This is a genomic window from Pseudomonas sp. PA15(2017) (genome assembly GCF_001945395.1).
In the GTDB taxonomy this organism is placed as follows: Bacteria; Pseudomonadota; Gammaproteobacteria; order Pseudomonadales; family Pseudomonadaceae; genus Aquipseudomonas.
On the sequence record NZ_MSXV01000010.1, the window covers coordinates 132,346 to 156,655 of the forward strand.

Here is a 24,310-nt window from a genome sequence, read left to right on the forward strand (position 1 = left end):
TGGGAACAGACCCTAGGGGCGGTGCCCCTCGCTCAGCACGGGATCATTCGTTGGGCTACAGTCATCGACCCCCATGACCGACAGGGCATCGGTAATGGCGCATAGCAATTGGGTCACGATGCGTTCGTCGATCTGGCCAATGCAGCCGATGCGAAAGCTTTCCACGCGGGTCAGCTTGCCTGGATAAATGATGAACTGCCGTGCCTTGAGCTCGTCGTAGAAGCGCTTGAACTGAAAATTCGGGTGGGCCGGGCTGAAAAAGGTCGTGATGATTGGCGACAGCCAGCGGTCTTCCAGCAATGTCTGGAAACCCATGGCTCGCATGCCCTTCACCAGGGTCTCACGGTTGCGCGTGTAACGGGCCTGACGCCCCGGCACACCACCCTCTTCGGCGTGTTGCTCGAGGGCCTGGCGAAACGCGACGACGCTGTGAGTCGGTGGTGTGAAGCGCCATTGGCCGGTGCGCTCCATGTATTGCCACTGCTCCAGCAGGTCGAGACTCAGCGAATGGGCCCGCCCTTTGGACTGCTCAATCAACGCGCGGCGAATGATCACGAAGCCAAAGCCAGGAATGCCCTCGATGCATTTGTTGGCCGAGGCAATCACTACGTCGAAAGGCACCTTATCGACCGTAAGGGGCACTGCACCGAAGGAACTCATGGCGTCGACGATCAGCCCCTTACCCCGTGCCTTGACCACCTCAGCGATCTCGCGCAGCGGATTGAGAATGCCTGAACTGGTTTCGCAGTGAACCAGAAATACATCGCTGATCTCAGGGTTGCTATCGAGCAGTTCGGCCACTTCCTCTGGCTGAGGGGGAAGATAGTCACCCTTGTCCAGCGCCACGTAGGAGCGCCCTAGGTAGTCAAGTATCTGCGCGGCGCGTTTACCGTACGCGCCGTTCATCAACACCAGTATTTTTCCGTCGCGGGCGACCGCAGTGGCCAGCGCCGCCTCCACGGCAAAGGTGCCACTTCCCTGTAGGGGCACGCATGCATAGGTGTCATCACCCACACCGGCCATGCTCAGTAACTCGCTGCGTACTTCAGCGGTGATGCGATTGAAGTCACCGTCCCAGGAGCCCCAATCACGCAGCATGGACTGCTTGGTGGCCAGCGAAGTGGTCAGTGGGCCAGGCGTCAGCAAATAGGGTTCGCCCAATGCAGGAGCGGCTATGGCAGGTCGTGCAGTGAGAAAGTCGGCTCGGCTCATGATTGTCCCCGTTAGGATGCGGCAATACGCCGCGCTTGAGTCGATTAGAACAATTGGTCATTAATGAAGAAAATCGATTCTAGTTTTTTAAACATAATCCAGAGTTATTTATGAGCGTGCCCATGGCTTTCTCCAATGCTCAACTGCGGGCCTTTCATGCTGTTGCGCAAACCGGCAGCTTCACTCGGGCGGCAGAGCGGTTGTTTCTCAGCCAACCGGCCGTCTCCGATCAAGTGCGCAAACTGGAGGATCACTATGGCGTGCTGCTGTTTCATCGCACCAAGCGCACGGTGCGGCTCACCGAGCTGGGAGAGCGCCTATTCGGAGTCACTCAACGTTTGTATGCGGTGGCCGCAGAGGCCCAGGAGTTGCTCTCGCGTTCCCGCGCCCTGCAAACTGGCAGCCTTACGCTGGCGGTAGACTCTCCCGTGCATCTGCTGCCGTTCATTGGCCAATTCAACGCACGCTATCCGGGGATTCGCCTCAATGTGGTCACCGGCAACACAGATGAAGCCCTTGCCCGGTTGTTCACCTACCAGGCCGACTTCGCCGTTCTAGGCCGCCCAATCCAGGACAAGGCGCTGATTAGTGTCGTATTGAGCAGTTCGTCCTTGCTGGCCTTTGTCGCCTCTAACCATCCCTTGGCTGAGCGCGAATCGATCGTTCTGGCCGATCTTGATGACCAGCCGCTGGTGTTGCGTGAGCGGGGCTCCATGACCCGTCACCTGATCGAGCTGGAGTTTCAGCGAGAAGGGCTTCGCCTACGTTCTGCAATCGATGTGGAGGGGCGTGAGGCCGTATTCGAAACGGTTGCGGGTGGGTTAGGTATCGGTATCGTCTCGGCTGCCGAGTTCGGCAACAGCCGTAGCCTGCATGCGTTACCCATCCTCGATTGCCGTCAGCGCATGACTGAAACACTGGTGTGCCTGCGTGAGCAGAGCGCTCGCCGAATCATCGAGGCCTTTCTGGAGCTGGTACGCTCGACAACCCCCACCTGATGCAGGTGTGTACGGCCTCGGTGAGGGCGCTGTGCTAACCTGCGTCCGTTGTTTCACAACCTGTTGCAGGGCTTGTTCAGAGAGCATCAATGCACATTCATATTCTTGGTATCTGCGGCACCTTCATGGGCTCACTTGCGGTGCTGGCCAAGGCGCTGGGGCATCGCGTCACCGGCTCCGATGCCAACGTCTACCCGCCGATGAGCACCCAGCTCGAAGCCCAGGGCATCGAGCTGATGCAGGGCTATGACCCGGCGCACCTGCAGCCGGCGCCAGATCTGGTGGTGGTCGGCAACGCCATGAGCCGTGGCAACCCGGCGGTGGAATACGTGCTCAACCAGGGCCTGCCCTATGTGTCCGGCCCGCAGTGGCTGGCCGACCACGTGCTGCAGGGCCGCTGGGTGATGGCGGTGGCCGGCACCCATGGCAAGACCAGCAGCTCGAGCATGCTGGCCTGGGTGCTGGAGCACGCCGGCATGGCGCCGGGCTTCCTGATCGGCGGCGTGCCGCAAAACTTCGGAATTTCCGCACGCCTGGGCGACACGCCGTTCTTCGTGGTCGAGGCCGACGAGTACGACAGTGCCTTCTTCGACAAGCGCAGCAAGTTCGTCCACTACCGCCCGCGCACCGCGATCCTCAACAACCTGGAGTTCGACCACGCGGACATCTTCCCGGATCTCGCTGCCATCGAACGGCAGTTCCATCACCTGGTGCGCATCATCCCCAGCGAAGGCCTGGTCATCCATCCGGCCTGCGAAACCGCCCTGGCGCGGGTGATCCAGATGGGCTGCTGGACGCCCGTGCAGACCACCGGTGAAGGCGGGCAATGGCAGGCGCGCCTGCTGAGCGCCGATGGCTCGCGCTTCGAGGTGAGCTTCGACGGCAAGGTCGAAGGCGTGGTGGACTGGCAGTTGACCGGCCAGCACAACGTCGCCAACGCCCTGGCCGTGCTGGCGGCGGCGCGCCATGTCGGCGTGGTGCCGGCGCTGGGCATCGAGGCGCTGGGCCGATTCATCAATGCCAAGCGGCGTATGGAAAAGGTCGCCGAAGTGAATGGCGTGACCGTCTATGACGACTTCGCCCACCACCCGACCGCCATCGCCACCACCCTCGATGGCCTTCGCAAGCGGGTTGGCGACGAGCAGGTCATCGCGATCATCGAGCCGCGCTCCAACTCCATGAAGCTCGGCGCCCACCGCGACGGTCTGGCCGAATCGGCGGTGCAGGCCGATGCGGTGTTCTGGTACGCGCCGTCGAACCTGGGCTGGGATCTGGCGGCCACCGTTGCCGGTGCCACCAACCCCACCCAGGTGTGCGATTCCCTGGAAGCCATCATCGATGGCGTGAAGGCGCGGGTACGCCCCGGCACCCAGGTGGTGATCATGAGCAACGGTGGTTTTGGCGGCTTGCACGGCAAGCTGGCCAAGGCACTGGAGGTATGAACATGGCAGGGCCAGAGCGTATTACTCTCGCCATGACCGGCGCTTCGGGCGCCCAGTACGGCCTGCGCCTGCTCGATTGCCTGGTGCGTGAGGACCGGGAAGTACACTTCCTGATCTCCAAGGCCGCGCAACTGGTGATGGCCACCGAGACGGACGTCAGCCTGCCGGCCAAGCCCCAGGCCATGCAGGCCTTTCTCACCGAGTACACCGGCGCCACCGACGGGCAGATCCGCGTCTACGGCAAGGAAGACTGGATGGCGCCGGTGGCTTCCGGCTCCGGCGCGCCGTCGGCCATGGTAGTGGTGCCATGCAGCACCGGCACCCTGTCGGCCATCGCCACCGGCGCCTGCAACAACCTGATCGAGCGCGCCGCCGACGTGGCCCTCAAGGAGCGCCGCCAGTTGATCCTGGTGCCGCGTGAGGCGCCGTATTCGAGCATCCATCTGGAGAACATGCTCAAGCTCTCCAACCTGGGCGCGACCATCCTGCCGGCCTCGCCGGGTTTCTACCACCAGCCGCAGACCCTGGACGACCTGGTCGACTTCGTCGTCGCGCGTATTCTCAACTGCCTGAACATCCCCCAGGACATGCTGCCGCGCTGGGGCGAGCATCACCTCAACAGTGGCGATGACTAGATCCGCCGGCTGGCTCCTGCTGCTCGCCTGCCTGCAACTCGGCGGCTGCGCCACCGCGCGCACCCTTGACGCCAACCAGCCCGGCGCACCCGTGGTGTACGCCGGCACGCGGCTGGACTGGTACGCATTGCAAGGCGGCTGCTGCCCGGTAGAGCGCTTCGGTGCCGAGGCGCCGCGCTACGCTGCCGTCGACCTGCCGGCCAGCGCCTTGCTCGATACCCTGCTGTTACCGCTGTCGCTGGCCAAGGCACTGGGCATCGGCTTGCAGGTCAGGGGCGGCGGCTGAGGCAAGAAAGACCGTTCACGATCTTTCGGCTCGATTTCATCGCCTTGGCTGCAAAGTGGCGGGAGCGGTCGTCCACCTATCTTGTGGGAACGGGCCATGCCCGTGATTTTTCGCGGGCATGGCCCGCTCCCACAATGGATCAGTGATGTCCGCTTCTGCCTTGCAGCAGCCTCTTTACGTCGCCTAAAAGACTCTCAGATCGGCGTCAGCAGTCGCTCACCGCGGAAATGCCGGCCTATGTTGTCGAGAAACTGGCTCAGCGATTGCTCCAGTGCCTGGGGGGAGTTGCCGCCCACGTGCGGCGTGATGGTCAGGTTGTCGAGGTCGAGCAGCTCGGCAGGTGGCAGCGGCTCGCTCTCGTACACATCCAGTGCCGCGGCGCGGATGCGCTTTTCGCGCAGTGCGACGCCCAGCGCGGCGGTGTCCACCACGCTGCCGCGTGCCACGTTGACCAGATAACCCCGGGGGCCCAATGCATCGAGTACGTCGGCGCCGATCAGGTGATGGGTCGTGGCGCCGCCAGGAATGGCGATCACCAGGCAATCGCACCACTGCGCCAACTCCAGCACGCTGGCGAAATACCGGTGGGGGCTGTCCGCTTTTGGCGAGCGGTTGTGGTAGCCCACCGGCATGTCGAAGGCTGCCGCGCGGCGGACCAGCTGCTCGCCGATGGCGCCGAGGCCGAGGATGCCCAGACGCTTGCCGTTGACGCCGTCGGTCATCGGCAGGGCGTCGCGCCAGATGCCGGCACGGCAGGCGTTATCCAGCCGGCGTACGTCGCGAATCGCCGCCAGCAGCAGAGCCATTGCGTGATCGGCGACGCAGCTGGCGTTGCTGCCTGCACCGTTGCTCAGGGCGATGCCGCGGGCGCGGGCGGCGTCGAGGTCGACCTTTTCGTAGCCCACGCCCAGAGTGCCGATGAAGCCGAGCAGGGGCAGGCGGGCGATCTCTTCGCCGGTCAGGCCGATGGTGCCGATGGTCAGCACCGCCTGCACGCTGTCGCCGTGCGCGGCGATGGCCATCTCGCGGGCTTCTGCGCCGGGCGCGTGGGTTACCCGGTAGTGCTCGGCTATGCGCGCCAGGCTGCTTTCGCTTAGCGGGTTGAGAATCAGCAGGTGCGGCTTCATAGATGCTCCATGGCAAGTGGGCGGCTGATGGCGGTCACTCGATGATACGCAGGGTGCTGCGCCCGCGGCTGATATCGGCAAGCAGGCGCTGCAGGGCGTCGATCTGATGTTGCGCAACGGCAAGGTGCAGCTCGGCGCCCTCGGCATCGAAGTGCTCCTGCTCCAGCACGGCGTCGAATTCCGCCAGGCGCGACTTGAACAGGGCCAACTCGGTGAAACCGCAATGGCAGGCGCAGGTGGTGCGCGGCACCTGCTCCTGGCGCTCGGCGTTCTGCAGGCACTTGTTGGCGCTGCCGCCGTAGGCGCGGGCCAGGCCGCCGGTGCCGAGCTGGATGCCGCCGTACCAGCGCGTCACCACCACGGCCACGCCGTCGAAACCCTGGCCTTCGATAGCGGCGAGAATCGGCCGGCCGGCGGTGCCGCCGGGCTCGCCATCGTCGCTGAAACGGTACTGCTGACCAATCTTCCAGGCCCAGCAGTTGTGCGAGGCGCTCGGGTCGCTGACCTGTTCGATGAACGCCTGGGCCTGCGCCGTGCTGCTGACGGCGCGGGCCTGGGCGAGGAAGCGACTCTTGCGGATTTCCTCGCGGTAGTCGCAAGGCGCGAGTAGCAGGTAAGGCATCAGAGGCTTGGCTTCAGTCCGCAACCCTTGAGGATGATGAGCACCATGTTGTCCGCAGCGGCCTGGTAATCGGGCTTGGTCAGGCGCGAGCGGCCGGTGACCCGACAGATTTCCGAGGCGAAGTCGGCGTGGTACTGGGTGCTGCTCCAAATCAGCAGGATCAGGTTCATGGGGTCGACCGGATCCATCTTGCCGGCGGCGATCCACTGCTCGAAGATCGCCGCGCGCTCGCGAAACCAGGTCTGGTGATCCTTGCCGAAATGCTGGGACAGGAAGGCGCCGCCGCTGATCACTTCCATGGCGAAGATGCGCGACGCCTTGGGGTAGCGGCGCGAATATTCCATCTTGGCGCGGATGTAACGCTCCAGCGACTCGGCCGGCTGGTCGTCGACGCTGAGGCTGTCGAAGGCGCTGTCCCACAGCGCGAGGATGTTGCTCAGCACGGCCAGGTACAGGCCCTGCTTGCTGCTGAAGTAATAGTGCAGGTTGGCCTTGGGCAGGCCCACCGCCTGGGCGATGGTGTTCATGCTGGTGCCCTTGAAGCCGTGCCGGGCGAACTCTTCCTCGGCAGCCGCGATGATCGCTTCTTCGTTCTTCTGCCGGATACGGCCGGTCGGTTTGCCGGATGTGGTGGCGGGGGCGAGGGCGTCAAGGGACATCGAGGGCTTCCGTGGTGATCGAGGAATTCAGCGTATGCAGAAATACTCCACCACAGCGGGCGTGACAAGCGCCGGGGGAGCCCTGTGCATGTCCGCCGACACCCTGAAGATCAACTGAACGCCTGGACGATACGCTCGCGCAGCTCGGCATCCGGCAGGCGGCCCTGGCCGGCGCGCAGATTGTCGACCACGTAACGCGGGTTGGAGGTGGCAGGAATCACTGCCGTTACGGCCTCGTCGGCGAGGATGAACTTGAGCAGCAGCTGCGCCCAGGACGTGGCATCGATCTCGTTGGCCCATTCCGGCAGCGACTTGCCCTTGACCCGACCGAGCAATTGCGCGCGCTGGAATGGCCGGTTGATCAGCGTGGCGATGCCGTTGTCGCGGCAGTAGGGCAGCAGGCGCTTTTCGGCATTGCGCTCGCCCACCGAATAGTTGAGCTGCACGAAATCCACCTTCTCCTTGGCGAGCACGGCCAGCAGGTCGTCGTGGGCCGACTCGATGTAATGGGTGATGCCGATGTAGCGCACCTTGCCTTGTTCGCGCAGCTCGCGGGCCAAGGCCAGCTGGGTGGTGGTGTCCTGCAGGTTGTGCACTTGCAGCAGATCCATCTTGTCGGTCTGCAGTGCCTCGAGGCTGGCCTCGAACTGCGCCAGGCCACGCTCGCGGCCAGTGCTCGACAGCTTGGAGGCAAGAAACGCCTTACCCTGGGTCCTGGTGCGCTTGAGCAGCTCGCCGGTTACCGCTTCGGCGCTGCCGTAGCTGGGCGCGGTATCGATCAGCGTGCCGCCGCCATTGATGAAGGCCCGCACCACCTCGTCGAGTGGTTTCAGGCTGGCGTTGTCGAGGCTCACGTTGAAGGTTTGCGAGGTGCCCATGCCGATCACCGGCAGGCTCTCGCCGCTGGATGGAATCTTGCGCTGCAGCACCGGGGCGGGGTTGGCGGCGAAGGCGAAGCCGGGCAGCAGCTGGCTGCTGGCCGCGAGCGTCATCAGGGCAGCGCTGCCCTGCAGGAAGTGGCGACGGCTGGGCATGGCGTGCTCCGTTGTCGAGAAGGTAAACAGGAGAGACTAGTCGGCCACCCCTGCTGATCGTGCTCATCGGTGCCATGACTTGTTACCTGGTGTGTCCGCCGTGCGGCGCTCCGTTTGTCCGTCACTGGCAACGGCGCTCGCGCTGGCGCGGTCATCTATCAGGACAGCCAACCGCGAGGATGCCCCATGAGCAGTACCGCGAAGAAGACCGACCCCAAACTGTGGGGCAAGGTGAAGCAGCGCGTCACCAAGGGCGATAAGGGCGGCAAGCCGGGCCAGTGGTCGGCACGCAAGGCGCAGCTCGCCGTGCAGCTTTATCAGCAGGAGGGCGGCGGCTACGAAGGCGGCAAGCGGCAGGACAATGGCCTGCACCAGTGGACCGAGCAGGACTGGGACACCAAGTCCGGCAAGCCGTCCGGCGAAACCGGCGAACGCTACCTGCCAAAGAACGCCCGCGATCAACTGAGCGACAAGGACTACGCGCGTAGCACCCGCAAGAAACGCGCGGACAGCCGTGCCGGACGCCAACACTCGAGGCAGCCAGAGGACGTCGCCAAGAAGGCTGCCAACCATCGCACGCCGGCCCTCCATGGGCTGACCAAGGTGGAGTTGATGAAGCGCGCCGCGAGCAAGAACATTCGCGGCCGCTCGCGGATGAAGAAGGATGAGTTGGTCAAAGCGCTGGAAAAGGAGGGCGGCAAATGAGCGAGTTGAGCGAGGCGCAGAAGAAAGCCATTCGCAGTGATTTCAAGGGCGCGGTAAACATGCCGCCAGCACGCCTGCGTCGCTGGTTGCAGGCCGCTGACAGCAAACGCGTGGGCATGACCAAGGGTGGGCGCAAGGTCGCATCCACTGGCGATGGCAAGTCGGTCGGCCACCGGATGGGCGAGCGCATTCTGGAAATCAAGGGTAAACGCGTCGCTCAATTGGAGGCGGACGACTACCAGGCGATGCGCAAGGTGATCGGCTACGTGCATCGCCATCTCAGGCAGCGCCCGGCCGGTGACCTGAAGGACAGCCGCTGGCGCCAGTCGCTGATGAACTGGGGCCACGACCCGCTCAAGGGCTGGAACACCCCCCGGGCCTGCGACCGTGCGTCAGGCGCTAGCCGCCAATTCCTGTAGAAAACTCTCCAGCACCAGATGCGGCCGCCGGCCCTTGCGGGTCACCGAAGCCAGGCTGATGTCGTAGAAGCGCGAGCTGGCCTTCAACGCACGCAGGCGGCCCTCCTTGATCCACGCCTCGGCATAGTGGTCGGGCAGGTAACCGATATAGCGCCCAGTGAGGATCAGAAACGCCATGCCTTCGCGATCCGAAGCGCTGGCGGTGCAGTTGAGCACGCCGTAGTGGTTCTGGATTTCCGGCGGCAGGCGGAAAGTCGGTGCAATGGCGTCCTGGGCGTTAAGGCGGTCGTCCGGCAGTTCGCGGTCGTCGACGTAGAACAGCGGGTGGCCGACGGCGCAGTAAAGCAGCGAGCGCTCGTCGTACAGCGGCTGGTAATCCAGGCCGGACAGGCCGCCGACCATCGGCACCACGCCGACATGCAGGCGCCCGTCGAGCACGCCTTGCTCGACCTCACTGGGCGGCGTCATGCGGATATTCACTCGCACGTCCGGCCCCAGCGCCTTGAGGCGGGCGAGGGCGCCGGTGATGCGCATGTGCGGCACCGTCACCAGGTTGTCGGTCAGGCCGATGTTCAACTCGCCACGCAGGTGCTGGTGCAGGCCGTTGACCTCGGTGCGAAAGCTCTCCAGCGCCGCCAACAGTTGCTGGGTAGACTGGTACACCTCGCGGCCTTCCTCGGTCAGCGCGAAACCGGCGCGGCCACGCTGGCACAGGCGCAGGCCGAGGCGCTGTTCCAGATCGCTCATCTGCTGGCTGATCGCCGAGCGGCCAATGCCCAGCACGCTTTCCGCGGCGGAAAAGCCGCCGCACTCGACTACGCCGCGAAACAGTTTGAGCAGGCGGATATCGAAGTCGCTGACCTGGGCGAGGGGCTCGGGGCGTCGGGCGCTCATTGTTTAGTCACCAGTGAACTGAGGATTCGAAGAGTCGGGTTTGAGTGACTTTATGCCTGTGGCACCTTGGCTGACAACTGACCTATGCAGTCTTAACTGAGTGGGAGCGGGCCATGCCCGCGAATGGCAGTTTCGAGCTCCCGATAACTGTTGCGACCACACCGGGCACATCACCCTCACGAGGCCACCGCCATGAACATGCCGCAGACCGCCACGCCGCCCGTGGCCAGCCAACTGAAGCTGGACGCCCACTGGATGCCGTTTTCCGCCAACCGCAGCTTCCAGCGCGACCCGCGGATCATCGTCGCCGGCCAAGGCAGCTGGCTGACCGACGATTCCGGTCGCCAGATCTACGATAGCCTGTCCGGCCTGTGGACCTGCGGCGCCGGCCATTGCCGCCAGGAGATTCAGGAAGCGGTCGCCAAGCAGCTCGGCACCCTCGACTATTCGCCGGGCTTCCAGTACGCCCACCCGCTGTCGTTCAAGCTGGCCGAGCAGATGGCCGACCTGATGCCCGGCGAGCTCAACCATGTGTTCTTCACCGGTTCGGGTTCCGAGTGCGCCGACACCGCGGTGAAGATGGCCAAGGCCTACTGGCGCCTCAAGGGCCAGGCCAGCAAGACCAAGTTCATCGGCCGCGCCCGCGGCTATCACGGCGTGAACATCGCCGGCACCAGCCTCGGTGGCATCAGTGGCAACCGCAAGATCTACGGCCAGTTGATGGACGTCGATCACCTGCCGCACACCCTGCAGCCGGGCATGGCGTTCACCCGGGGCGCAGCCGAGACTGGTGGCGTCGAACTGGCCAATGAATTGCTCAAGCTGATCGAACTGCACGATGCCTCGAACATCGCCGCGGTGATCGTCGAGCCGATGTCCGGCTCGGCCGGTGTCATCGTGCCGCCGGCAGGCTACCTGCAGCGCCTGCGCGAGATCTGCACCCAGCACAACATCCTGCTGATCTTCGACGAAGTCATCACCGCCTTCGGGCGCATGGGCAAGTGGACCGGCGCCGAGTACTTCGGCGTGACGCCGGACATCCTCAACGTCGCCAAGCAGATCACCAACGGCGCCATCCCCCTGGGTGCGGTGATCGCCAGCCGCGAGATCTACCAGACCTTCATGGGCCAGCCAACGCCCGAGCACATGATCGAATTCACCCACGGCTACACCTATTCCGCTCACCCGGTGGCCTGCGCCGCCGGCCTGGCTTCACTGGAGCTGCTCAAGCGCGAGAACCTGATTCAGCAGGCCGCGGAGCTGGCGCCCAAGTTCGAGAACGCCATCCATGGCCTCAAGGGCGCCAAGCACGTGGTCGACATCCGCAACTGCGGCCTGGCCGGGGCGATCCAGCTGGCGCCCCGTGACGGCGATCCGACCATCCGCCCGTACGAGGCCGGTATCGCCCTGTGGAAGGCCGGTTTCTACGTGCGCTTCGGCGGCGACGGCCTGCAGTTCGGGCCGATGTTCAACGCCAGGATCGAAGACCTCGACCGCGTGTTCAGCGCTGTCGGCGACGCCCTGCAAGGCATCGATTGATGGCCGGTCGACAACACGCGGTGGCCACCGTGCAGGTGGACAACGACGAGGTGATCGTCACCGAGTGGCGCTTCGCACCGGGCGCCGAAACCGGCCGCCACCGCCATGGCTACGACTATGTGGTGGTGCCGATGACCGACGGCACCCTGCTGCTGGAAACCCCGGACGGTGACAGGCACGCGACGCTGGTCGCCGGCCAGAGCTACTTCCGCAAGGCGGGCGTCGAGCACAACGTGGTCAACGCCAGCGACCACGAAGTGGTTTTCGTCGAAACCGAACTCAAGTGACAACCCTATTTCCTGCGGCAGCGGCCTGCATCGTAGCCGCCCAAGCGAACAGCATTCGGAGGACTCAATGACCACCATCCAGCATCTGATCCATGGCCAACTCACCGACGGCCAGGGCGGCCGCAGCGCCGACGTGTTCAACCCGGCCACCGGCGAGGCGATTCGCCGCGTCGCCCTGGCCGACGTGGCCACTGTGCAGCAGGCCATCGACTCGGCCAAACAGGCCTTTCCGGCCTGGCGCAACACGCCACCGGCCAAGCGCGCCCAGGTGATGTTCCGCTTCAAGCAGTTGCTCGAGCAGCACGAAGACGCCATCGCCAAGCTGATCGCCGAAGAACACGGCAAGACCCTCGAAGACGCTGCCGGCGAGCTCAAGCGCGGTATCGAGAACGTCGAGTACGCCTGCTCGGCACCGGAAATCCTCAAGGGTGAATACACCCGCAACGTCGGCCCCAACATCGATGCCTGGAGCGACTTCCAGCCGGTCGGCGTGGTCGCCGGCATCACCCCGTTCAACTTCCCGGCCATGGTGCCGCTGTGGATGTACCCGCTGGCCATCGTTTGCGGCAACTGCTTCATCCTCAAACCGTCCGAGCGCGACCCCAGCTCCACCCTGTACATCGCCCAGCTGCTCCACGAAGCCGGCCTGCCGAATGGCGTGCTCAACGTGGTGCACGGCGACAAGAGCGCCGTGGACGCGCTGATCCAGGCGCCGGAAGTCAAAGCCCTGAGCTTCGTCGGCTCGACGCCGATTGCCGAATACATCTACGCCGAAGGCAGCAAGCACGGCAAACGCGTGCAGGCCCTGGGCGGCGCCAAGAACCACGCGGTGCTGATGCCCGACGCTGAACTGGACAACGCCGTCAGCGCCCTGATGGGCGCCGCCTACGGCTCCTGCGGCGAGCGCTGCATGGCCATCTCGGTGGCCGTGTGCGTGGGCGACCAGATCGCCGACGCCCTGGTCGAGCGCATCGTGCCGCAGATCATGGCCCTGAAGATTGGCGCTGGCACCCAGTGCGGCCTGGACATGGGCCCTCTGGTTACCGCGGCGGCGAAGGACAAGGTCACCGGCTACATCGATGCCGGCGTCGCCGCTGGCGCCCAACTGGTGGTCGACGGTCGCGGCCTGAGCGTGTCCGGCAATGAAAGCGGCTTCTTCTTAGGCGGCAGCCTGTTCGACCGGGTGACCGCGGACATGAGCATCTACACCGACGAAATCTTCGGCCCGGTGCTGTGCATCGTCCGTGTGGACAGCCTGGAAACTGCCATGAAGCTGATCAACGACCATGAGTACGGTAACGGCACCTGCATCTTCACCCGCGACGGCGAAGCGGCGCGGCTGTTCTGCGACGAGATCGAGGTGGGCATGGTCGGCGTCAACGTGCCGCTGCCGGTGCCGGTGGCCTACCACAGCTTCGGCGGCTGGAAGCGCTCGCTGTTCGGCGACCTGCACGCCTACGGCCCGGACGGTGTGCGCTTCTACACCCGCCGCAAGTCGATCACCCAGCGCTGGCCGCAGCGCAAGACCCACGAGGCGGCGCAGTTTGCGTTTCCCAGCAATAGCTGAGGTGGGGTGAGGGAGCGAAAAGGCCGATCGGTTGATCGGCCTTTTTATTGGTGGTGATAAATGCGTCGGCAATTTCTGGGTATCGCTACGCTCAACCGCAGGCTATAGGCGACTCGTAGCCCGGCGTCGAGCGAAGCGACCCCCGGGGATGATTTTCAAAGCACCTACAACCTCTCACCCGTAAACGATCTCATCGTCCCCGCTGCCCGCCCAATCCGCCGGCAACAACCCTGCCGCCACATACCGGTGAAACGACGACCATGGCCAATCAACCACCCGCTCGACATGCCCATGCTTGCGCGGGTTGTGGTGGATGTAATCGACATGCCGGGCGAAGTCCTCGTCGTCACGAATCCGGTGTTCCCAGAAACGCTGCTGCCATATGCCTCGCTCGCCCTTGCGCTGACGGCTTGCGGATATCCGTTCGCTGCTCGGCAGGGCTCTTGATAAGCCGCCAGCGTAAGGCGAAATCCGCATCGCGCGGTGGCAGGTTACACAGGGCGTGCAGGTGATCGGGAAGGATGACGATGGCGTCAACGCGCCACGGATGAAGGCGCATCACATGCCGGAAGCTACCGCGCAGTAAATCAATATGTGCGGTCAGCAAGTCGCGGCGGCGATCTGCCAGATTGAGCGTGAAGAACCAGGTAGCGCCCGGCGCTTTGTCGCGGCGATACAGCACCATTGCCTGCAGTCCCTTGCAGAAGACAAACCATTCCAATGTAGCCCGGGTTGAGCGAAGCGATACCCGGGATAGTTTTCCTGGGTATCGCGCTGCTCAACCCAGGCTACGAACTGTGGCTATGGCGATGGGAGAGGGTAGGCGGCAATTGTGGGCGCTCCAACAGTGGGAGCGGGCCATGCCCGCGAAGCGCCGGGTATAGAGCAGATCCATAGTGTCGATGATCAGCGAGCTGTCAGTAGCGGTCTTGCCCTTGGTATAGGCGAACTGCTGAATCGGTTGGATGGAGTGGTCGAGCAGTACTTTCTTCCAGCCGCCCAGGTTGGGCAGTGTCCAGTCGCCGTAGATGCGTTTGACGCTGGCAACACCGTATTTGGCGATTTCTTCGAAAAGACCTTCGACGATGGCGGCGGGGGCGTTGTCGGCGTCGATGAGGACGGCGAGGTACTTTTGATGGGCGGCAGGCACGTTCTTGCTGGCCAGGGTTCTTCCTTGAGAGGCGATGGCCGACCTTACTGCGAAATACTGGCGGTGCGCCACCGAGTGTGGATGGCTTTTAGTCGCATGGGCGAGCTACCCGCCAAGACAGAGCTGCTATTTGCGTCAAAACACGCAACAAACCATTGCACCCTAGGCCGTATTTCGAACCTATCTGATTCTCTATGATGGCTTGCACTTTCCCTTGCGAGGCCATGCCATGAAAGCTCTCCGTCTGTTGCGTCCTTTGTTGTTAGGCAGTGCCGTGCTGGCGGTGGCCGGTCAGGTGGTGGCGGCTGAGCCGCTGCAGCTGGAGGTTTACAACCCCGGTGCGAAGTCGGTTTTCCCGGTGTCGGCGCAGATCGTCTCCGGGCCTACCGAGGCGGTGTTGATCGATGCGCAGTTCCAGCGTGACGATGCCCAGGCGCTGGTCGACAAGGTGCGCGCGACCGGCAAGAAGCTGACCACCGTGTATATCAGCCATAGCGACCCGGATTATTACTTTGGGCTGGATGTGATCCACCGCGCCTTCCCTGACGCGAAGATCGTCGCCACTGCCGAGACGGTGGCCGCCATCGAGGCGAGCAAAGACGGCAAGCTGGCGCACTGGGGGCCGATCATGGAGGGCAATGCGCCGCAGGCGCTGGTGGTGCCCGAAGCGCTGAAGGCGCCGAAGCTGACCGTGGATGGCCAGGTGCTGGAAATTCGCGGGCCGGAGCCGGCGCGTACCTTCGTGTGGATTCCGGCGCTGAAGACGGTGGTCGGCGGCATCCCTGTATCGGCCAATATCCATGTGTGGATGGCTGATACCCAGACCGTGCAATCGCGCCGCGACTGGCTGGCGACCCTGGCGGCCATCGATGCGCTGAAACCGAGCCGCGTGGTGCCCGGCCATTACCTGGCCAACGCCGATGGCAGCCTGCCGGATTCGCCGCAGACCGTTGCCGCGACCCGCGAGTACCTGCGGGCGTTCGAGGAGGAGGCCGGCAAGGCCAAGGATTCGGCGCAGTTGATCGCGGCCATGCGCAAGCGCTACCCGGACCTGGCTGACGAGTCGTCTCTGGAGCTGAGTGCCCAGGTGATCAAGGGCGAGGTGAAGTGGCCGCAATAAGGCCGCAAGAGGCATCACCCGGCATCGCAGATGCCGGGTGATGTTGTTACCGGTTACAACGCCACCAGCTCTGCTCTTATAACTACAGTATTGTTAAATCGACCGCTCTGGCATAAGCCTCGGCAGGCAAAATGGGCGTTTTTTGTGAGCGCTCTGAGGGCCTGTCCAAGGTTGTGCAGTGTTTCCCATAGTTGCACCAGCCTGGACGATGCCTTGGCCGGCTGCGAACTGCAACAGGCGGCGGTTTGTGGTGAACGTGGCGCCTTTTCAATCGAAAGTGACGCATTGCCTCCAAACATGTGAGGTTACATCAGCGCCAGTCGCGATTTTCATCTAGAAATTTCAAACGGACGTGCCAATGGCATAGCGCTTGCTCCAGCAGGCGGGCCAATCCAAATACTCCTCAGGAGCACGTCCATGCCTCACACGTCTTTCAAGAAAGGTTTCTTGGCGCTCGCGATCACTGGCGCACTGGGTTTTTCCTCGCTGACTCACGCGGACATCACCATCGGTGTCGGTGCACCGATGACGGGTGGCAACGCGGCGTTTGGTGACCAGCTGTGGCGCGGTGCCGAGCAGGCTGCGGCGGATATCAATGCAGCGGGCGGCATCAACGGCGAGAAAATCAAGCTGGTGAAGGGCGACGATGCGTGCGAGCCGAAGCAGGCGGTGTCAGTCGCCAACCGTATGGTCGATGCCGACAAGGTGGTGGCGGTGATCGGGCATTTCTGCTCGTCGTCGACCATGCCGGCCTCCGAGGTGTATGACGAGGCGGGCATCCTGGCGGTAACGCCGGCGTCCACCAACCCACAGGTGACCGAACGCGGCCTGACCGCGATGTTCCGCATGTGCGGGCGTGACGACCAGCAGGGCATCGTGGCCGGCGACTATATCGTCGACGTGCTCAAGGCCCAGAAGGTCGCCGTGGTGCACGACAAGGACACCTACGGCCAGGGCCTGGCCGACGCCACCCGTGCGCAGCTCAACAAGCGCGGCGTGAAGGAAGTGATGTACGAAGGTCTGACCCGTGGCGAGAAGGACTTCAACGCCCTGGTCACCAAGATCCGCGCCAGCGGCGCCGAGGTGGTCTATTTCGGCGGTCTGCATGCCGAGGCCGGGCCGCTGGTACGGCAGATGCGCGAGCAGGGCGTGACCGCCAAGTTCATCTCCGGCGACGGCATCGTCACCGACGAGTTGGTCGGCACCGCCGGCGGCCCGCAGTACGTCGACGGCGTGCTGATGACCTTTGGCGCCGACCCGCGCCTGATCGCCGATGGCAAGGCGGTGATCGAGAAATTCCGCGCCAACGGCTACGAGCCGGAAGGCTACACCCTGTACTCCTACGCCTCGATGCAGGTGGTCGCTGCCGCGTTCGCCGGCATCAAGGGTACCGATGGCGCCGAAGCCGCCGCCTGGCTGAAGGCCAACCCGGTGCAGACGGTGATGGGCAAGAAGGCGTTCGACGAGAAGGGCGACCTGAAAGTCTCCGACTACGTGATGTACCAGTGGGGCGCTGACGGCAAGTACAAGCAGCTTTAAGAAGGGTTTTCTCGAGCGGCAGAGTGGAATCGGAATCGCCGTTCTTGGGAGGGGGTCATGTGCCTGATGTCGCGCTGTGCGCGAATCGCGGGCATGGCCCGCTCCCACAGGACGGCTGCTCCCACAGGACGGCTGCTTCGCCCGATTCACCCCTGCCTCTCGTGAACGAACCTGCAAACCCGGCGGGCCATGACCTGCCGGGGCTGCTGCGCTCGCCTGGCGACCTCGCGCTTCTTTCCGTCACGGACTCAGAGATTTTTCAATGGACGGCATCTTCCTGCAGCAATTGGTCAACGGCCTGACCCTCGGCTCGGTCTATGGCCTGATCGCCATCGGCTACACCATGGTTTACGGCATCATCGGCATGATCAACTTCGCTCACGGCGAGGTGTACATGGTCTCGGCCTACCTCGCTGCCATCGCCATCGCCGTGCTGGCCTTCTTTGGTGTGCATTCCTTTCCGCTGGTGATTCTCGGCACGCTGGTGTTCACCATCGTGGTCACCGGGGTGTACGGCTTCGCCATCGAGCGCATCGCCTACAAGCCGCTGCGCAACTCCACGCGCCTGGCGCCGCTGATCAGTGCGATCGGCATGTCGCTGATCCTGCAGAACTACGTGCAGCTCAGCCAGGGGGCGCGGCAGCAAGGCATCCCGACCATGCTCGAAGGCGCGCTACGCCTGCATGTGGGCGATGGCTACGTGATGATCACCTACACCAAGCTGTTCATCATCGCTGCGGCCATCATCGGCATGCTGGCGCTGACCTTCATCATCCAGAAGACTCGCCTGGGACGCATGTGCCGCGCCACCCAGCAGGACCGCAAGATGGCGCAGATCCTCGGCATCAACACCGACCGGGTGATCTCCTACGTGTTCGTCATCGGCGCCTCCATGGGCGCGCTGGCCGGGGTGCTGATCACCCTGAACTACGGCACCTTTGATTTTTATGCCGGTTTCATCATCGGTATCAAGGCCTTCACCGCGGCGGTGCTCGGCGGCATCGGTTCGCTGCCCGGCGCGATGCTCGGCGGGCTGATCCTCGGCGTGGCCGAGGCGCAGTTCTCCGGGATAGTCAATTCCGACTACAAGGACGTGTTCAGTTTCTCGCTGCTGGTGCTGATCCTGATCTTCCGTCCCCAGGGCCTGCTGGGCCGTCCTCAGGTAACCAAGGTGTGATGCCGTGAGTACGACTTCTATCGATGTGAAAAAGAGCCTGGTCGATGCGCTGATGGCCGGGTTGATCGCCCTGATCGTGTTCGGCCCGGTGGTGGGCGTGGTGCTCAAGGGCTACGACTTCACCCCGCAATTCGACCGTGTGGCCTGGATGGTCGGCGTGGTGATGGTGGGGCGCCTGGTGCTCAGCCTGTTCCTGCAGACCGCCCGCGGGCGCGTGGTGCTGGAGGGCTTCGAGCGCTCCGGTGGCGGCGTTGGCGTGCAGCCGCCGGGCTACGTGTCGCGCATGCGCTGGATCATCCCGGGGCTGATTCTGCTGGCGTTGATCTTCCCGTTCTTCGCCAACAAGTACCTGCTGACGGTGATCATCCTCGGCCTGATCTACGTGCTGCTCGGCCTTGGCCTGAACATCGTGGTCGGCCTGGCCGGTTTGCTCGACCTGGGTTTCGTGGGCTTCTACGCCATCGGCGCCTACGGCCTGACCATGGGCTACGAGTACCTGGGCCTGGGCTTCTGGAGCCTGCTGCCGCTGGCGGCGGTCATGGCGGCGTTCGCCGGGATGATCCTGGGCTTTCCGGTGCTCAGGATGCACGGCGACTACCTGGCCATCGTCACCCTGGGCTTCGGCGAAATCATCCGCCTGGTACTGACCAACTGGCTGGAAGTCACCGGCGGCCCCAACGGCATGAGCGCGCCGTCGCCGACCTTCTTCGGCCTGGAGTTCGCCCGCCGTGCCAAGGACGGCGGCGTGCCGTACCACGAGTTCTTCGGCGTGGCCTACAACCCCAACATGAAGTTCCTGTTCATCTACGCGGTGCTGGTGCTGGTGGTGCTGCTGGTGCTCTACGTCAAGCATCGGCTGACCCGCATGCCGGTCGGCCGCGCCTGGGAAGCGCTGCGCGAGGACGAGATCGCCTGCCGCTCCATGGGCCTGAACCACGTGCTGGTCAAGCTCTCGGCGTTCATGCTCGGCGCCTCCACGGCGGGCATCGCCGGGGTGTTCTTCGCCACCTATCAGGGCTTCGTCAACCCGACTTCGTTCACCTTCTTCGAGTCGGCGCTGATCCTCGCCATCGTGGTGCTTGGCGGTATGGGCTCGACGGTGGGCGTGGTGATCGCCGCGTTCGTGCTGACCATCGCCCCGGAGCTGTTGCGCAGTTTCGCCGACTACCGCGTGCTGCTGTTCGGCATGCTCATGGTGCTGATGATGATCTGGCGACCGCGCGGGCTGATTCGCATCAACCGCATCGGCATCGCCCCGCGTAAAGGAGTCGCGCCATGAGTGACAAGATCCTCTCGGTCGACGGCCTGATGATGCACTTCGGCGGCATCAAGGCGCTCAGCGACGTCAATTTCTCGATCAAGCGCCACTCCATCTCGGCGCTGATCGGCCCCAACGGCGCCGGCAAGACCACGGTGTTCAACTGCCTGACCGGCTTCTACTCGGCCACCGGCGGCAAGATCATGCTCAACGCCCAGGGCCGGCAGACCGACGTCATCCAGATTCTCGGCGAGCCGTTCCGGGCCGATGACTTCGTCAAACCGGCGCAATTCGGCTCGCGGCTCTGGTACAAGATGTTCGGCGGCACCCACCTGGTTAACCGCGCGGGCCTGGCTCGCACCTTCCAGAACATTCGCCTGTTCAAGGAAATGACCGTGCTGGAAAACCTCTTGGTGGCCCAGCACATGCTCGCCGAGCGCAGCCTGATCAAGGGCATTCTCAACACGCCCGGCTACCGGCGCGCCGAGAACAAGCTGCTGGACACCGCCTTCTACTGGCTGGAAGTGGTCGATCTGGTGGAGCAGGCCAACCACCTGGCGGGCGAGCTTTCCTATGGCCAGCAGCGCCGCCTGGAGATCGCCCGCGCCATGTGCACCGGCCCGGAGCTGATCTGCCTGGACGAACCGGCCGCCGGCCTCAACCCGTCGGAAACCCACGCGCTGAGCAAGATCATCCGCCTGCTGCGCGACGAGCACGGCCTCACTGTGCTGCTGATCGAGCACGACATGGGCATGGTGATGAGCATCAGCGACCACATCATCGTCCTCGACCATGGGCTGGTCATCGCCCAGGGCGGCCCGGACGCCATCAAGAACGACCCGAAAGTGATCGCCGCCTACCTCGGCGCGGACGAGGAGGAAGTGGCATGAGCGATGTGAATACGGCACCGCTGCTGGCGTTCAAGGACGTCGACGTGCATTACGGGCAGATTCAGGCGCTGAAGAAGGTCAACCTGCACATCAACCCCGGCGAAACGGTGAGCCTGATCGGCGCCAACGGCGCGGGCAAGTCCACGCTGCTGATGTCGATCTTCGGCCAGCCACGGGCCAGCGGCGGGCAGATTCTCTACCGCGGCGAGGACATTACCCGCAAGAGCACCCACTTCGTGGCGTCCAACGGTATCGCCCAGTCCCCGGAAGGGCGCCGGGTGTTCCCGGACATGAGCGTGGAAGAGAACCTGCTGATGGGCACCATCCCGATCGGCGCCCAACACGCCGACGAGGACATGCAGCGCATGTTCGAGCTGTTCCCGCGGCTCAAGGAGCGGCGCAATCAGCGAGCGATGACCATGTCCGGCGGTGAGCAGCAGATGCTGGCCATCGCCCGGGCGTTGATGAGCCGGCCCAAGCTGCTGCTGCTCGACGAGCCGTCGCTGGGCCTGGCGCCCATCGTGGTCAAGCAGATCTTCGCTACCTTGCGCGAGCTGGCGCAGACCGGCATGACCATCTTCCTGGTCGAGCAGAACGCCAACCACGCGCTGCGCCTGAGCGACCGTGCCTACGTGATGGTCACCGGGGAAATCCGCATGACAGGCACCGGGCAGCAACTGCTCGGCAACCAGGATGTGCGCAACGCCTACCTGGGCGGGCACTGAGGGCTATCGACGATCCTGGCACCGTTCGCGCCGAGGTCGGCGCTCCTACACGATTGGTGTGATGCTTGCGCCCGCGTAGGAGCCCCGCCCCGTGGCACATGGTGGCCGTGTCACGGTATTGCATTAAGGCCGCCATCGTTTAACGCCGAGGCAGCGCTCTACGCGTTACTCGATGTTGGAACAGCCGCTGGCAGCCTGTGCATAAGCGGCGAACCAGTGCTGCAGACTTTCGATGATGGTCATGGTCATGCTTCTCCCGTTCATGGGCGTAGCCTAGGGTCTGTTCCCGTTTCACGCACGGCCGCGCCGGAGCCAGTTTTTGTGCGAGGCAAGGCACGAGATGCGAAGTTTGGCGGGCCAAATGAGCCATCGAGTAACGCCGCATCGCACAAAAACTGGCCCGGCCCTTCGGGTGGGGCCGCCTAGGTTGCGCGGGAAATGGCCTCCGCTGTCGTTGCAGGACTTGGCAAGGGAAAACGCGGACGGCTAGTCCATTCCCTGCATCCTGCGCCTAACCGGAGGTCATTTCTCGCGGCAACGCGGCTCGCGCTGAAACGGGAACAGACCCTAACCCTCGTCTCATCATTGGGCTGCTTACTTATCTGGATCGTTTCGATAGTTTTCCTGGCTGGCCGATGGACGGACTCTCTGGTCGACAGGAATTACCTGCGGTCTGTTGCCTCAGGTCATGGGAAATGCCGTGCCGATAGGGCACCCTGCAGGCTGTGAACGTTTTCACTGCCAAGGAGACTCCCATGATTCGCAAGTTTGTCGTCGCCTCCGTGCTGGCCTTGGTCAGCGCGCCGCTGCTGGCTGCCGAATGTTCGGTGGAGGTGCATTCCACCGACCAGATGACCTTCGATACCAAGGAGATCAAGGTCAGCAAGAGCTGCAAGACCTTCACCATCGAGCTCAAGCACGTCGGCAACCTGCCCAAGAACGTGATGGGCCACAACCTGGTGGTAGCCAAGACCGCCGACGTGCAGGCGATCAGTGCCGACGGCATCGCTGCCGGGGTCGACAAGGATTACCTGAAACCCGATGACACACGGGTAATCGCCCACACCAAGCTAATCGGCGGTGGCGAGTCCGACTCGGTGACCTTCGATGTGAGCAAGCTCGACGCTGCCGACGCTTACCAGTTCTTCTGCTCTTTCCCAGGCCATGCCGCGCTGATGAAGGGCGCGCTGACCCTGGTCGATTGATCCCGGTCGTCATCCCCAGGCCGCTGCTGGTCAGCGGCCTTTTCGTTTCTGCATGAAAATCAGCTGTTTGCCATGGTTACCCACAGACCCTGTTGATAAGCCTGTATCGATCATGTGCAAAAGGCGATGCAGTGCCCGCACCACTTGGCTTGCGGAGCATCGCGCTATTTTTGAGCAGTGTTGGAAAAGCTTTCGGAACAAGGTGTTAGGCGCGAAAGCATGCAGGTTATGAACTTTTCCACGGCTGCTGTGCGTAGCACTGTGGATAAGGTGAGGGTGGTCGGCTGCAAGCCTTTGGAGACTAGGCATGCAGTTTGTTGATCATTTTTCGATCAGCTCGACTGGCTGCGAAAATACGTCATGAAGTCAACCATTACTTCAATGAATTCAGTGTGTTGACGACCCTGGACGAGAGGGTTGTCCACGGAAGGTGTGGAGCACGTTGTGGATAACGTGCGCGTACTGATGCCCAAGCCACGAACCATGGGCGTTGCGCGGGGGTGATCGTTTTTTGCTCAGCGCCGTCAGCCCTTGTCGCTGCTCAGCCCGCGCCAGCGCTTGGCGCCGATCAGGATGAAGCGCAGTTGCTCGATCATCTTGGTTTCCGGTCGGCGATGGGCGGGCAGGGCGCTTGCCTGTGGGTCGATCAACTCGGGCAGGGTGGCGAATACGGTTTTCACCACCAGGTCGGCCAGCACGCTGCGCGCCGCCTCGTCGAGGTGTTGCAGCTTTGGCATCAGGCTCAGGTCGCTGGTCAGGTCGGCGGCGATGTCGTCGCGAAAGGTCGCCAGCGCCTGGCGCACCGGCAGCGAACCGCCGTATTGCTCGCGGGCGAGAAATAGGAACTGGCCGCGGTGTTGCTCCACCGCACGCAGGAAGATCTGCACCGAGGCATCGATGATGCCGCCCAGCTCGAACTCGTTGCGGCGCACCTGGCGCAGGGTGGTGCGAAAGGTTTCACCGACCTCGGCCACCAGGGCCAAGCCCAGGGCATCCATGTCCTTGAAGTGGCGGTAGAAGCCGGTGGGTACGATGCCGGCCGCGCGGGCCACTTCGCGCAGGCTCAGGCTGCTGAAGGCTCGGCCGCTGTCCAGCAGCTCACGGGCGGCGTCCATCAGCGCCTGGCGGGTGGGGTGGTGCGACTGGCGTGCTGGCATGGAATCACGTCCTTGTCTGGCTCGGTGCAAGCATCGTAAAACAAAACCCCGCCATGGGGCGGGGTTCGATGGTACTGCGGTCACCGTTATCAGTAGCGGTTCTTCAGGCCATAGCCCTCGTCGAGCATGCCTGGAACGTCGTCGGTCTTGGGCGCGTAGTCCTTGGGGATTTCCATGTCGCGCGGCGGCGTCAGGCGCTCGCGCTTGTCGTTGCTCGGCTCGGCATGCAGGGTAGCGAGCAGGCGCTGGCGGGTCACTTCGTCGAGCGCGAGGCGATCGGCACCGTGGGAGAGGTGTTCCTGCACGTCGTGATAGCTCTGGGTCAGCTTCTTGACCAGATTGGCGGTGGTGTTGAAGTGGGTGACCACTTCGTTCTGGTAGGCCTCGAAACGTTCCTGCATTTCGTCCAGCTGGCGCTGCGTGCGGCTGGGGGCGGCATTGGGCGCAAGACGAGCGATCAGGAAACCGATGGCGATGCCAGCGACCAGGGTAAGTGCCGGTAGCAACCAGGCGGTGAGCGTCTGTTCCACGAGTCCTTCCTCTCTAAACGGCTTTGCTTTACGTTAACGGCTGGAACCTGCGCTGTACACCGCTAAGTGCGTGTAGGCGAAGGTGTTTTGAGGTGTTTACCCGGCATCGCGCAGGCGCGGTGCGGGTACATCG

Annotated in this window: 24 protein-coding genes and 2 pseudogenes; 16 read left to right on the forward strand and 10 right to left on the reverse strand. The window is 63.6% G+C overall.

From position 1 onward, the window contains the following. Positions 1-12: 12 nt before the first annotated feature. Positions 13-1,212: a 2-aminoethylphosphonate--pyruvate transaminase gene (locus tag BVH03_RS04555; RefSeq protein WP_075960058.1), complete on the reverse strand. Its 1,200-nt coding sequence runs from the start codon at positions 1,210-1,212 to the stop codon at positions 13-15. A gap of 122 nt (positions 1,213-1,334) precedes the next feature. Between BVH03_RS04555 and BVH03_RS04560 the strand changes: the two genes are divergently transcribed. From BVH03_RS04560 to BVH03_RS04575, 4 genes are all read left to right on the forward strand, one after another. Continuing rightward, positions 1,335-2,210 carry a LysR substrate-binding domain-containing protein gene (locus tag BVH03_RS04560; RefSeq protein ID WP_075960059.1) on the forward strand — a complete coding sequence of 292 codons (876 nt, stop codon included), beginning with the start codon at positions 1,335-1,337 and terminating at the stop codon, positions 2,208-2,210. Between the two features lie 89 nt (positions 2,211-2,299). Then, positions 2,300-3,652, forward strand: coding sequence for a UDP-N-acetylmuramate:L-alanyl-gamma-D-glutamyl-meso-diaminopimelate ligase (mpl, locus tag BVH03_RS04565; RefSeq protein WP_075960060.1), 1,353 nt, complete (start codon positions 2,300-2,302; stop codon positions 3,650-3,652). A 2-nt stretch (positions 3,653-3,654) separates the two neighbouring features. Beyond that, a complete protein-coding gene (gene ubiX, locus BVH03_RS04570) occupies positions 3,655-4,287 on the forward strand; it encodes a flavin prenyltransferase UbiX (protein ID WP_075960061.1) in 633 nt (210 codons plus the stop codon). Beyond that, positions 4,280-4,573, forward strand: a complete 294-nt coding sequence (locus tag BVH03_RS04575; protein ID WP_075960062.1) for a YceK/YidQ family lipoprotein — start codon at positions 4,280-4,282, stop codon at positions 4,571-4,573. The genes ubiX and BVH03_RS04575 overlap by 8 nt, the downstream gene beginning before the upstream one ends. A gap of 194 nt (positions 4,574-4,767) precedes the next feature. Here the strand turns inward: BVH03_RS04575 and BVH03_RS04580 are convergent, their stop codons facing one another. The 4 genes from BVH03_RS04580 to BVH03_RS04595 form a co-directional block, all read right to left on the reverse strand. Next, positions 4,768-5,700: a 2-hydroxyacid dehydrogenase gene (locus BVH03_RS04580; RefSeq protein WP_075960063.1), complete on the reverse strand. Its 933-nt coding sequence runs from the start codon at positions 5,698-5,700 to the stop codon at positions 4,768-4,770. A 34-nt stretch (positions 5,701-5,734) separates the two neighbouring features. Then, positions 5,735-6,322, reverse strand: coding sequence for a YigZ family protein (locus BVH03_RS04585; RefSeq protein WP_075960064.1), 588 nt, complete (start codon positions 6,320-6,322; stop codon positions 5,735-5,737). After that, positions 6,322-6,981, reverse strand: a complete 660-nt coding sequence (locus tag BVH03_RS04590; RefSeq protein WP_075960065.1) for a TetR/AcrR family transcriptional regulator — start codon at positions 6,979-6,981, stop codon at positions 6,322-6,324. The genes BVH03_RS04585 and BVH03_RS04590 overlap by 1 nt, the downstream gene beginning before the upstream one ends. A 110-nt stretch (positions 6,982-7,091) precedes the next feature. Further along, complete coding sequence (locus BVH03_RS04595) at positions 7,092-8,015, reverse strand: aldo/keto reductase (protein WP_075960066.1); 924 nt, start codon at positions 8,013-8,015, stop codon at positions 7,092-7,094. Between the two features lie 186 nt (positions 8,016-8,201). Between BVH03_RS04595 and BVH03_RS04600 the strand changes: the two genes are divergently transcribed. Both BVH03_RS04600 and BVH03_RS04605 read left to right on the forward strand, forming a co-directional pair. Further along, positions 8,202-8,720: a hypothetical protein gene (locus tag BVH03_RS04600; protein WP_075960067.1), complete on the forward strand. Its 519-nt coding sequence runs from the start codon at positions 8,202-8,204 to the stop codon at positions 8,718-8,720. After that, positions 8,717-9,139, forward strand: a complete 423-nt coding sequence (locus tag BVH03_RS04605) for a DUF3140 domain-containing protein (RefSeq protein ID WP_075960068.1) — start codon at positions 8,717-8,719, stop codon at positions 9,137-9,139. Before BVH03_RS04600 ends, BVH03_RS04605 begins: the two co-directional genes overlap by 4 nt. Here BVH03_RS04605 and BVH03_RS04610 read toward each other — a convergent pair. Then, positions 9,113-10,033 carry a LysR family transcriptional regulator gene (locus BVH03_RS04610; protein ID WP_075960069.1) on the reverse strand — a complete coding sequence of 307 codons (921 nt, stop codon included), beginning with the start codon at positions 10,031-10,033 and terminating at the stop codon, positions 9,113-9,115. The genes BVH03_RS04605 and BVH03_RS04610 overlap by 27 nt on opposite strands. A gap of 192 nt (positions 10,034-10,225) precedes the next feature. Here BVH03_RS04610 and BVH03_RS04615 point away from each other — a divergent pair, with 192 nt between their 5' ends. The 3 genes from BVH03_RS04615 (at position 10,226) to BVH03_RS04625 (ending at position 13,426) form a co-directional block, all read left to right on the forward strand. Next, positions 10,226-11,572, forward strand: coding sequence for an aspartate aminotransferase family protein (locus BVH03_RS04615; RefSeq protein WP_075960070.1), 1,347 nt, complete (start codon positions 10,226-10,228; stop codon positions 11,570-11,572). Further along, a complete protein-coding gene (locus tag BVH03_RS04620) occupies positions 11,572-11,859 on the forward strand; it encodes a cupin domain-containing protein (protein WP_075960071.1) in 288 nt (95 codons plus the stop codon). The genes BVH03_RS04615 and BVH03_RS04620 overlap by 1 nt, the downstream gene beginning before the upstream one ends. A gap of 67 nt (positions 11,860-11,926) precedes the next feature. Continuing rightward, positions 11,927-13,426 carry a CoA-acylating methylmalonate-semialdehyde dehydrogenase gene (locus tag BVH03_RS04625; protein WP_075960072.1) on the forward strand — a complete coding sequence of 500 codons (1,500 nt, stop codon included), beginning with the start codon at positions 11,927-11,929 and terminating at the stop codon, positions 13,424-13,426. A gap of 174 nt (positions 13,427-13,600) precedes the next feature. Here BVH03_RS04625 and BVH03_RS04630 read toward each other — a convergent pair. Further along, positions 13,601-14,111, reverse strand: a pseudogene (locus BVH03_RS04630) (transposase). A 177-nt stretch (positions 14,112-14,288) separates the two neighbouring features. Further along, positions 14,289-14,591: pseudogene (locus BVH03_RS04635) on the reverse strand (NYN domain-containing protein); the annotation flags it as partial. Between the two features lie 214 nt (positions 14,592-14,805). Here BVH03_RS04635 and BVH03_RS04640 point away from each other — a divergent pair. From BVH03_RS04640 to azu, 7 genes are all read left to right on the forward strand, one after another. Continuing rightward, the gene (locus BVH03_RS04640; protein WP_075960073.1) at positions 14,806-15,696 is read left to right on the forward strand and encodes an MBL fold metallo-hydrolase; all 891 of its coding nucleotides are present in this window, start codon (positions 14,806-14,808) and stop codon (positions 15,694-15,696) included. Between the two features lie 417 nt (positions 15,697-16,113). Further along, complete coding sequence (locus BVH03_RS04645) at positions 16,114-17,235, forward strand: branched-chain amino acid ABC transporter substrate-binding protein (RefSeq protein ID WP_075960074.1); 1,122 nt, start codon at positions 16,114-16,116, stop codon at positions 17,233-17,235. 262 nt (positions 17,236-17,497) lie between these two features. Continuing rightward, positions 17,498-18,412 carry a branched-chain amino acid ABC transporter permease LivH gene (locus BVH03_RS04650; protein ID WP_075960075.1) on the forward strand — a complete coding sequence of 305 codons (915 nt, stop codon included), beginning with the start codon at positions 17,498-17,500 and terminating at the stop codon, positions 18,410-18,412. Between the two features lie 4 nt (positions 18,413-18,416). Next, positions 18,417-19,691 (forward strand): high-affinity branched-chain amino acid ABC transporter permease LivM, encoded by a 1,275-nt coding sequence (livM, locus tag BVH03_RS04655; RefSeq protein WP_075960076.1) that lies wholly within the window; start codon positions 18,417-18,419, stop codon positions 19,689-19,691. Beyond that, the gene (locus BVH03_RS04660) at positions 19,688-20,560 is read left to right on the forward strand and encodes an ABC transporter ATP-binding protein (RefSeq protein ID WP_075960077.1); all 873 of its coding nucleotides are present in this window, start codon (positions 19,688-19,690) and stop codon (positions 20,558-20,560) included. The genes livM and BVH03_RS04660 overlap by 4 nt, the downstream gene beginning before the upstream one ends. Continuing rightward, positions 20,557-21,285, forward strand: coding sequence for an ABC transporter ATP-binding protein (locus tag BVH03_RS04665; protein WP_075960078.1), 729 nt, complete (start codon positions 20,557-20,559; stop codon positions 21,283-21,285). Before BVH03_RS04660 ends, BVH03_RS04665 begins: the two co-directional genes overlap by 4 nt. A gap of 755 nt (positions 21,286-22,040) precedes the next feature. Continuing rightward, positions 22,041-22,490 (forward strand): azurin, encoded by a 450-nt coding sequence (gene azu, locus BVH03_RS04675; RefSeq protein WP_075960079.1) that lies wholly within the window; start codon positions 22,041-22,043, stop codon positions 22,488-22,490. A gap of 524 nt (positions 22,491-23,014) precedes the next feature. Here azu and BVH03_RS04680 read toward each other — a convergent pair. Both BVH03_RS04680 and BVH03_RS04685 read right to left on the reverse strand, forming a co-directional pair. Beyond that, positions 23,015-23,647 carry a TetR family transcriptional regulator gene (locus tag BVH03_RS04680; protein ID WP_075960080.1) on the reverse strand — a complete coding sequence of 211 codons (633 nt, stop codon included), beginning with the start codon at positions 23,645-23,647 and terminating at the stop codon, positions 23,015-23,017. A gap of 89 nt (positions 23,648-23,736) precedes the next feature. Next, positions 23,737-24,177 carry a YhcB family protein gene (locus tag BVH03_RS04685; RefSeq protein ID WP_075960081.1) on the reverse strand — a complete coding sequence of 147 codons (441 nt, stop codon included), beginning with the start codon at positions 24,175-24,177 and terminating at the stop codon, positions 23,737-23,739. Between the last annotated feature and the right edge of the window lie 133 nt (positions 24,178-24,310).

Coding starts and splice junctions, on each gene's coding strand:
- ubiX (WP_075960061.1), top strand. CDS start 3,655: ATGGCAGGGCCAGAGCGTATTACTCTCGCCATGACCGGCGCTTCGGGC.
- BVH03_RS04595 (WP_075960066.1), bottom strand. CDS start 8,015: ATGCCCAGCCGTCGCCACTTCCTGCAGGGCAGCGCTGCCCTGATGACG.
- BVH03_RS04600 (WP_075960067.1), top strand. CDS start 8,202: ATGAGCAGTACCGCGAAGAAGACCGACCCCAAACTGTGGGGCAAGGTG.
- BVH03_RS04555 (WP_075960058.1), bottom strand. CDS start 1,212: ATGAGCCGAGCCGACTTTCTCACTGCACGACCTGCCATAGCCGCTCCT.
- BVH03_RS04620 (WP_075960071.1), top strand. CDS start 11,572: ATGGCCGGTCGACAACACGCGGTGGCCACCGTGCAGGTGGACAACGAC.
- BVH03_RS04645 (WP_075960074.1), top strand. CDS start 16,114: ATGCCTCACACGTCTTTCAAGAAAGGTTTCTTGGCGCTCGCGATCACT.
- BVH03_RS04660 (WP_075960077.1), top strand. CDS start 19,688: ATGAGTGACAAGATCCTCTCGGTCGACGGCCTGATGATGCACTTCGGC.
- BVH03_RS04585 (WP_075960064.1), bottom strand. CDS start 6,322: ATGCCTTACCTGCTACTCGCGCCTTGCGACTACCGCGAGGAAATCCGC.
- BVH03_RS04650 (WP_075960075.1), top strand. CDS start 17,498: ATGGACGGCATCTTCCTGCAGCAATTGGTCAACGGCCTGACCCTCGGC.
- BVH03_RS04665 (WP_075960078.1), top strand. CDS start 20,557: ATGAGCGATGTGAATACGGCACCGCTGCTGGCGTTCAAGGACGTCGAC.
- BVH03_RS04605 (WP_075960068.1), top strand. CDS start 8,717: ATGAGCGAGTTGAGCGAGGCGCAGAAGAAAGCCATTCGCAGTGATTTC.
- BVH03_RS04625 (WP_075960072.1), top strand. CDS start 11,927: ATGACCACCATCCAGCATCTGATCCATGGCCAACTCACCGACGGCCAG.
- BVH03_RS04560 (WP_075960059.1), top strand. CDS start 1,335: ATGGCTTTCTCCAATGCTCAACTGCGGGCCTTTCATGCTGTTGCGCAA.
- BVH03_RS04580 (WP_075960063.1), bottom strand. CDS start 5,700: ATGAAGCCGCACCTGCTGATTCTCAACCCGCTAAGCGAAAGCAGCCTG.
- BVH03_RS04680 (WP_075960080.1), bottom strand. CDS start 23,647: ATGCCAGCACGCCAGTCGCACCACCCCACCCGCCAGGCGCTGATGGAC.
- BVH03_RS04610 (WP_075960069.1), bottom strand. CDS start 10,033: ATGAGCGCCCGACGCCCCGAGCCCCTCGCCCAGGTCAGCGACTTCGAT.
- BVH03_RS04590 (WP_075960065.1), bottom strand. CDS start 6,981: ATGTCCCTTGACGCCCTCGCCCCCGCCACCACATCCGGCAAACCGACC.
- BVH03_RS04615 (WP_075960070.1), top strand. CDS start 10,226: ATGAACATGCCGCAGACCGCCACGCCGCCCGTGGCCAGCCAACTGAAG.
- BVH03_RS04640 (WP_075960073.1), top strand. CDS start 14,806: ATGAAAGCTCTCCGTCTGTTGCGTCCTTTGTTGTTAGGCAGTGCCGTG.
- azu (WP_075960079.1), top strand. CDS start 22,041: ATGATTCGCAAGTTTGTCGTCGCCTCCGTGCTGGCCTTGGTCAGCGCG.
- mpl (WP_075960060.1), top strand. CDS start 2,300: ATGCACATTCATATTCTTGGTATCTGCGGCACCTTCATGGGCTCACTT.
- BVH03_RS04575 (WP_075960062.1), top strand. CDS start 4,280: ATGACTAGATCCGCCGGCTGGCTCCTGCTGCTCGCCTGCCTGCAACTC.